This is a genomic window from Dyella sp., from assembly GCF_035277725.1.
In the GTDB taxonomy this organism is placed as follows: domain Bacteria; phylum Pseudomonadota; class Gammaproteobacteria; order Xanthomonadales; family Rhodanobacteraceae; genus Dyella_B.
Genome location: NZ_DATEJY010000216.1, coordinates 1 through 7,048, shown reverse-complemented (window position 1 = coordinate 7,048; position 7,048 = coordinate 1). Strand labels below are relative to the sequence as shown.

At 62.7% G+C, this 7,048-nt stretch carries 9 protein-coding genes; all 9 read right to left on the bottom strand.

Annotation, left to right across the window (positions count from 1 at the left end; all coding sequences use genetic code 11):
* On the bottom strand, window positions 1–491 hold a 491-nt coding region (locus VJR68_RS18070), incomplete at its 3' end, for a MotA/TolQ/ExbB proton channel family protein (protein ID WP_324149962.1).
* 68 nt (window positions 492–559) lie between these two features.
* Window positions 560–964, bottom strand: coding sequence for a tol-pal system-associated acyl-CoA thioesterase (gene ybgC, locus VJR68_RS18065; protein ID WP_324149961.1), 405 nt, complete (start codon window positions 962–964; stop codon window positions 560–562).
* The gene (gene ruvB / locus VJR68_RS18060) at window positions 957–2,003 is read right to left on the bottom strand and encodes a Holliday junction branch migration DNA helicase RuvB (protein ID WP_324149959.1); all 1,047 of its coding nucleotides are present in this window, start codon (window positions 2,001–2,003) and stop codon (window positions 957–959) included. The genes ybgC and ruvB overlap by 8 nt, the downstream gene beginning before the upstream one ends.
* Before the next feature lie 118 nt (window positions 2,004–2,121).
* Window positions 2,122–3,999, bottom strand: a complete 1,878-nt coding sequence (locus VJR68_RS18055; protein ID WP_324149965.1) for a potassium transporter Kup — start codon at window positions 3,997–3,999, stop codon at window positions 2,122–2,124.
* Window positions 4,000–4,020: 21 nt separating this feature from the next.
* Window positions 4,021–4,617, bottom strand: a complete 597-nt coding sequence (ruvA, locus tag VJR68_RS18050; RefSeq protein WP_324149957.1) for a Holliday junction branch migration protein RuvA — start codon at window positions 4,615–4,617, stop codon at window positions 4,021–4,023.
* The gene (gene ruvC / locus VJR68_RS18045; RefSeq protein WP_324149955.1) at window positions 4,614–5,135 is read right to left on the bottom strand and encodes a crossover junction endodeoxyribonuclease RuvC; all 522 of its coding nucleotides are present in this window, start codon (window positions 5,133–5,135) and stop codon (window positions 4,614–4,616) included. The genes ruvA and ruvC overlap by 4 nt, the downstream gene beginning before the upstream one ends.
* A gap of 10 nt (window positions 5,136–5,145) precedes the next feature.
* Complete coding sequence (locus VJR68_RS18040; protein ID WP_324149954.1) at window positions 5,146–5,871, bottom strand: YebC/PmpR family DNA-binding transcriptional regulator; 726 nt, start codon at window positions 5,869–5,871, stop codon at window positions 5,146–5,148.
* Between the two features lie 174 nt (window positions 5,872–6,045).
* A complete protein-coding gene (locus tag VJR68_RS18035; RefSeq protein ID WP_324149963.1) occupies window positions 6,046–6,681 on the bottom strand; it encodes an alpha/beta hydrolase in 636 nt (211 codons plus the stop codon).
* Between the two features lie 66 nt (window positions 6,682–6,747).
* A partial coding sequence (locus VJR68_RS18030) for an amino acid--tRNA ligase-related protein (protein WP_324149953.1) occupies window positions 6,748–7,048 on the bottom strand: 301 nt, incomplete at its 5' end.

Sequence of the window (7,048 nt, the reverse complement as noted above, 5' to 3'; positions counted from 1 at the left end):
ATGGTGACGTCCTTCATTTCGCCCAGGCCCTGGAAGGCACCCATGATGCCCCACACGGTACCGAACAGACCCACATACGGACTGATGGAACCCACGTTGGCAAGAAATTCCAGGTTGCGTTCGAGCAGCCCGATTTCCTTGGTGCCGGCTACGCGCATCGCACGCTCGGAGCCTTCGATCACGGTGGGCACGTCGGCACCGCGGCGCTGACGCTGGCGCACGAATTCGCGGAAGCCCGATTCGAAGATGCTTTCCATGCCGCCGCCGTCGCCGCTGTTGCTCACCTCGCGAAACAACTGCGCCAGGTCGGCACCCGACCAGAAGCGCTCCTCGAACGACTCGGCGTTATGCATCGCCGCTTTGAGCTGCGAGTACTTGCGGATGATGATCACCCACGACAGGAACGAGAGCACCAGCAGCACCAGCATCACCAGCTGCACTGGCAAGCTTGCGCTCGACACGATCTCGAAAACGTTCAATCCACCGTTCATGGCTTGGGGGCTCTCCACCGCATAGGGCTAACTCAAGTACTTGGCTAAGGCAGGATCGAGGATCAACCTCAAGCGATCCGGCCAACAATGTCTTCCGGGATCCGGGCGGGCTGCATCCTTGCCAGGTCCACGCAAGCCGCACGTACTTGCGCCTGGATCAGCACGGCGCCATCCGCCCGGGTAATCGATTGCGCGAAAAGAATACTGGCTGAACGGCGATCTTTGACTTCCACCGTGACGGCCAGTTCATCGTCCAGCAGGGCGGGCTTGAGGAAGTCGATCTCCATCCGGTGCACCATGAAGGCCAGGCCGGTCGCCTGCTTGAACGCCAGCTGGTCCACGCCCAGGGCGCGCAACCACTCCGTGCGGGCGCGCTCCAGGAAGCGCAGGTAACTGGCGTGGTACACCACCCCGCCGGCGTCGGTGTCTTCCCAATACACGCGCACCGGCCATGTAAAAGCTGCTTCAGACATCGGAACCGCCATTGAAAAGATCGCCCGGCTGCGGTTGTCGCGGTGGCGGCGTGAGCCCGAGGTGACGCCAGGCTTTCGCGCTGGCCATGCGGCCGCGCGCCGTGCGAATCAGGAAGCCTTGCTGGATCAGGTAAGGCTCCACCACGTCTTCCAGCGTGCCGCGGTCTTCGCTCAATGCAGCCGCCAGCGATTCCACGCCCACCGGTCCTCCATCGAAATTCTCGATGATGATGGTGAGCAGGCGACGATCCAGTTCGTCGAAACCTTCGGCATCGACCTTGAGCATGTTCATCGCCGCCTGCGCTGCTTCCAGCGTGATGTGGCCACCCGCGCGCACCTCGGCGTAATCGCGCACACGGCGCAGCAGGCGGTTGGCGATACGCGGCGTGCCGCGCGAACGGCGCGCGATTTCCTGTGCGCCTTCGACTTCGCAGCCAATGCCAAGAATGCGCGCCGAGCGGCGCACGATCGCGGTGAGCTCCTCGGGCGAATAGAACTCCAGGCGCTGCACGATGCCGAAGCGATCGCGCAGGGGCGCCGTCAGCAGACCCGCGCGCGTGGTGGCGCCGATCAATGTAAACGGCGGCAGATCCAGCTTGATCGAACGCGCCGCAGGACCTTCGCCGATCATGATGTCGATCTGGAAATCTTCCATCGCCGGGTAGAGCACTTCTTCCACCACGGGCGAGAGGCGATGGATCTCGTCGACGAACAACACGTCGTGCTTTTCGAGATTGGTGAGCAGTGCGGCGAGATCGCCCGCACGCTCCAGCACCGGGCCGGAGGTGGAGCGGATGTTGACGCCCAATTCGTTAGCGATCACATGGCTCAGCGTGGTTTTGCCAAGACCTGGCGGACCAAAGATCAGCACGTGATCGAGCGCACCGCCGCGCTTCTTCGCCGCCTCGATGTAGATCGACAGCTGCTCGCGCACCGCCTGCTGCCCCAGATATTCGTTGAGGCGCTTGGGACGGATCGACGCCTCGAGCGCTTCGTCGTCGAGCTGGGCGGCGGCAGTGATGATGCGGTGTTCGGACATGAGGCGATTATGGCTGAGAGTGAGTCTGTGCGGGCGCGTAGGCTGGGATGAAATCCCAGCGTTGGATGCGAAATGCTGGGATTTCATCCCAGCCTACAAAAAGCCGCCCTGCGCCGAATCAAATCTCCAGCTGCGTACCCAGCTCGATCAAGCGATTGCCCGGAATCTGGAAAAACGCCGTCGCCGGCAGCGCGTTGCGCGACATGAAGGCAAACAGCCGGTCGCGCCACAACGCCATGCCTGGACGGCGCTTGTCGGCGACGATATTTTCGCGCGACAGAAAGAAAGTGGTGTCCATCAGATCGAACGGCAGGCCGCTCTTGGCGCACTTAGACAAGGCCAGCGGAATATTCGGGTCCTCGGCAAAACCGAAGCGGATTTCCAGGCTGTAGAAGTCGCTGCCCAACGGTGACAGATGGATACGCTCGCCCGGATCGGCAACGGGCGTTTCAAGCACTTCTACTGTCAGCATTACGTTGCGCTCGTGCAGCACCTTGTTGTGCTTCAAGTTATGCAGCAACGCATGCGGCACGGCATTCTGGTTGGCGGTAAGGAACACCGCCGTACCCGGCACGCGCAGTGGCGGATGCTCGGCGATGTTGTCGATGAAGGGCGCCAACGCCAAACCGCCTTGCTTGATTTCGCGTACCACCAGTTCGCGGCCACGGCGCCAGGTGGTCATCACCACGAACACGGCCAGGCCCAGCACCAGCGGGAACCAACCGCCGTATTCCACCTTGATCAGGTTGGCAGAGAAGAACGCGAGATCGATGGTCAGCAGGATCGCACCCACCACGATCAGAATCGGCGCACGCCAACCCCATTGATGGCGCGCCACGAACAGCGCCAGCACGGTGGTGATGGCCATGGTGCCGGTCACGGCGATGCCGTAAGCCGCACTCAGGTTTTCCGAGCTGCGGAAGCCGAACACGGCCAGCAGCACCATCACCAGCAGGAACGAATTGATCCACGGCACGAAGATCTGGCCGGACATCTCGCGCGAGGTATGCACCACTGGCATGCGCATCGAATAGCCTAGCGACATCGCCTCGCGCGTCATCGAGAACGCACCGGAAATCACCGCCTGCGATGCAATCACGGTGGCCGCCGTGGCCAGTGCGATCATCGGGTACAGCAGCATCGACGGCACGGTCTTGAAGAACGGATTGTCGATCGCCTCCGGATGCTGCAGCAGCAGGGCACCTTGCCCGAAGTAATTGAGCACCAGTGCCGGCAGCACGAAGTTGAACCAGGCCATGCGGATCGGCTGCTTGCCGAAATGTCCCATGTCCGCATACAGCGCTTCAGTACCCGTCACCGCCAGCACCACGCTGCCCAGCGCGATATACGCCTGCAAGCCGTGGGTGATGAAGAAACGCACGCCGTGATACGGATTGAGCGCGTACAGCACCTGCGGCTCCTGCAGGATCATGCGAGCCCCAAGCACAGCAATCACAATGAACCAGATCACCATCACCGGGCCGAACAATTTGCCCACTCGCTCCGTGCCATGCCGTTGCAACGCGAACAGAAAAAACAGAATCACGGCCGTGATCGGCACCACCCAATGCGCAAGGCCAGGCGCGGCCACTTTCACGCCCTCCACCGCGGACAGTACCGAAATGGCCGGCGTGATCACGCCGTCGCCGTAGAACAGCGAGGCGCCAAAAATGCCGATGATCGCCAGCAGCCAGCGCAATTTCGGCTGGCCACCCACGCCGCGCAGGGTGAGCGCCATCAACGCCATGATGCCGCCCTCGCCTTTGTTGTCGGCGCGCATGATGAACATCACGTACTTCAGCGAGACCACGATGATTAGCGCCCAGAAAATCAGCGACAACACGCCGTAGATGCTCTCCGGCGTAGGATGCATACCGTCGTGACTGAGCGCGGTCTGCAAGGTGTACAGCGGACTGGTGCCGATATCGCCGTAGACCACGCCGATGGCGCCCAGCGCCAATGCGGCCAGCCGTTTCTTGGTATCGGCCTCGCTCATTCCTTGATGACTACCCACGGTTCAACTCCCAAGTGCGGCGCGCAGCGCCTTGCGAATAATGGTTTCGGCGTTGTCGCCCGACTCGGCCACCTTCTGCACCAGCCGGCTCACTTCCGCCGGCTTGTAGCCAAGCTGCTGCAACGCTACCGTGGCTTCGGCAGCCGGGTCGGCCGGCGCGCCAGGGGCAGTAGCAAGACCAGGCGCACTCGCGCCGAGGCTGTCCACGCGATCGCGCAATTCCACCACGATGCGTTCGGCCGTCTTTTTGCCGATGCCAGGAATCTTGGTCAGCGCGACCACATCACCGGCTTGCACCAGCCGGGCGAAATCCTGTGTCGATACACCGGATAGCACGGCCAGCGCGGTCTTTGCGCCAATGCCGCTGACTTTCAACAGATTGCGAAACGATGCGCGTTCGGATTCGTGCAGAAAACCGTACAACGCCACGCTGTCTTCCTTCACCGCGTAGTGTGTCAGCAGCGTCACTTCCTTGCCGGTTTGCGGCAGGTCGTAGATGGTGGACATGGGTGCTTCCAACTCGTAGCCCACGCCGCCCACTTCCACCATCAACCACGGTGGCTGTTTCGAAATAAGCGTGCCTCTAAGTCGACCGATCATCGGCGACGTCTCCATGCGGTGCGCGGAATACCCACGCGTTCGAGACTGGAACGGGTATGCGCGTGCGCGACGGCAATGGCCAGTGCATCGGCCGCATCCGCCTGGATCGGCCCCTTGAGGCCGAGCAGTACACCGATCATGTGCTGTACCTGGCTTTTATCGCTGCGGCCGCCGCCGACGACGGCTTTCTTGACTTCGGTGGCCGCGTATTCGTGTACCGCAATGCCGCGATTTACCACGGCGCAAATCGCCGCGCCGCGCGCTTGCCCGAGCTTGAGTGCGGAATCCGGATTGCGCGCCATGAACACGCGCTCGATGCTGCATTCCACCGGACGATGTGCGGAGATGATTTCATCGACGCCCTCGAAGATGCGCTTCAGGCGCAGCGGGAAGTCCTCTTCGCCCGCGACGACCAGCGCGGCATGGAACACATGCGACAGCTTGCCGGCGGCATCGACATCCACGATGCCGATGCCCGTGCGCTGGCTGCCAGGATCGATGCCGATGATGCGGATCATCGAAGGCTCGTTATTCGGCCGGCAGCAGCGCGTTGTGATAGACCTCGCTTACGTCGTCGAGGCCATCGAGCTTTTCGAGCAAGTCCGTGAGCGTTTCCAGCGTTTCGCCGGACACCGCCGTGCGGTTGTTCGGACGCATCACCACGCCGGCATGCTGCGCATCCAGGCCGGCTTCGATCAGCTTCTGCTGCACGGCTTCGAAGTTTTCCGGCGCACAGACCACGGTGCTCTCGCCGTTCTCGTTGACCACGTCGTCGGCACCGGCATCAAGTGCGGCTTCCAGGATCTTTTCTTCCTTCGCCTCGTCGCCACCGGTGGGAAACACCAGTTCGCCGCAGCGCGTGAACTGGAACGCCACCGAACCGCTGGTGCCCAGGTTGCCGCCGTGCTTGGTCAGCGCGTGACGCACGTCGGCAACGGTGCGGACGGTGTTGTCGGTGAAGCATTCGATGATCAGCGCGATGCCGCCCGGGCCGTAGCCTTCATAGCGCAGCTCTTCCATCTTCGCGCCGCCGTCGGCGCCGGAGCCGCGCTTGATCGCGCGCTCGATGGTGTCCTTGGACATGTTGGCGGTCAGCGCCTTGTCCACGGCCGTGCGCAGGCGCGGGTTGAGCGCGGGGTCGGGCACGCCGGCACGCGTGGCGACAGTGATTTCGCGGATCAGCTTGGTGAACACCTTGGCGCGCTTGGCGTCTTCGGCATTCTTGCGACCTTCGATGGACGGGCCTCTACCCATGGGGATACCTGGCTTGGGTCTGAAAGTGGAAAGCGGGGGATTTTACTGCATTGCGCCATCGGGCTTCCTGTGGCCCTCTCGCTCCGGTCCGCGTAGGTTGGGGTGCGAACCCCAACATGTTGATGCGCATCATTTTGTTGGGGTTCGCACCCCAACCTACGTCGCACGCGTCTTTCATGGAAGCTGGGGAGAACCGAATGTCCCCTCGCGCAGGAACGAAGCCGTCAATCGCGCCACTTCCGCCGAAAACAGCAGCCCCGTATGGCTGGTTTCCACCACGCAATGCCCGGCCAGACCGGGCACCAGGGTTTCTTCCACCGCCACCGTGCCGTCGTGCTCGCCGGCGATCGGGCTGAGCATGGCGCCCAGGCCGATCGGCATGCAGCCGGCAATCACACCCACCTCGCGCGGGCCTTTCCAGGCTTCCAACCCCAATTCCAGCAGCGCACGGTTATGGCCGAGCAACACCTCGCCGCCGCGCCACAGGCGGGCAAAGGCGCGCGCGGCGGCGCTACCTTTCAGCGGCGAACCAAGACAGACGATACGCCCCGGCGGCAGATCGCTCGCTTCCAGGCAGGCGCGCAGAGCGAGCAGACCGCCCAGGCTGTGGCCAACCAGATGCACCGGGCCGGGTGCGTAATCGAGCATGCTTCCTTGCAACCGGCGCAAGATGTGCTCCTGCGTCGCCGCCACGCTCATGTAGTCGAAGCGATGGACGCGAAACCCCTCTTCCATCAAGCGACGATGCAGCATGCCCAGCGCGAAGCCGCGCATCCACAGGCCATGCAGCAAAATGACGTGTTCGGTCATGAAATGGGACAGCAACGAAACTGCAGCCAGCATGCCACGCCGCCTACGCGGCATGGCATGTCCGGATCAGCCTTTCGCACTTTCCGTGACGGCCACCGCCACATGCAGCTCTTTCAGCTGCGCGTCGCTGACGATAGAGGGTGCATCAGTCATCAAATCCTGCGCACTGGTGGTCTTGGGGAAGGCAATCACATCGCGGATCGATTCCGTGCCCGCCATCAGCGCAGCCACGCGATCGATACCGAAGGCAATGCCGCCGTGCGGCGGCGCGCCGAACTTCAGCGCCTTGAGCAGGAAGCCGAACTTCATCTCGGCTTCTTCCGCGCCGATACCCAGCAGCTCGAACACCGCGCTCTGCATGTCCGGA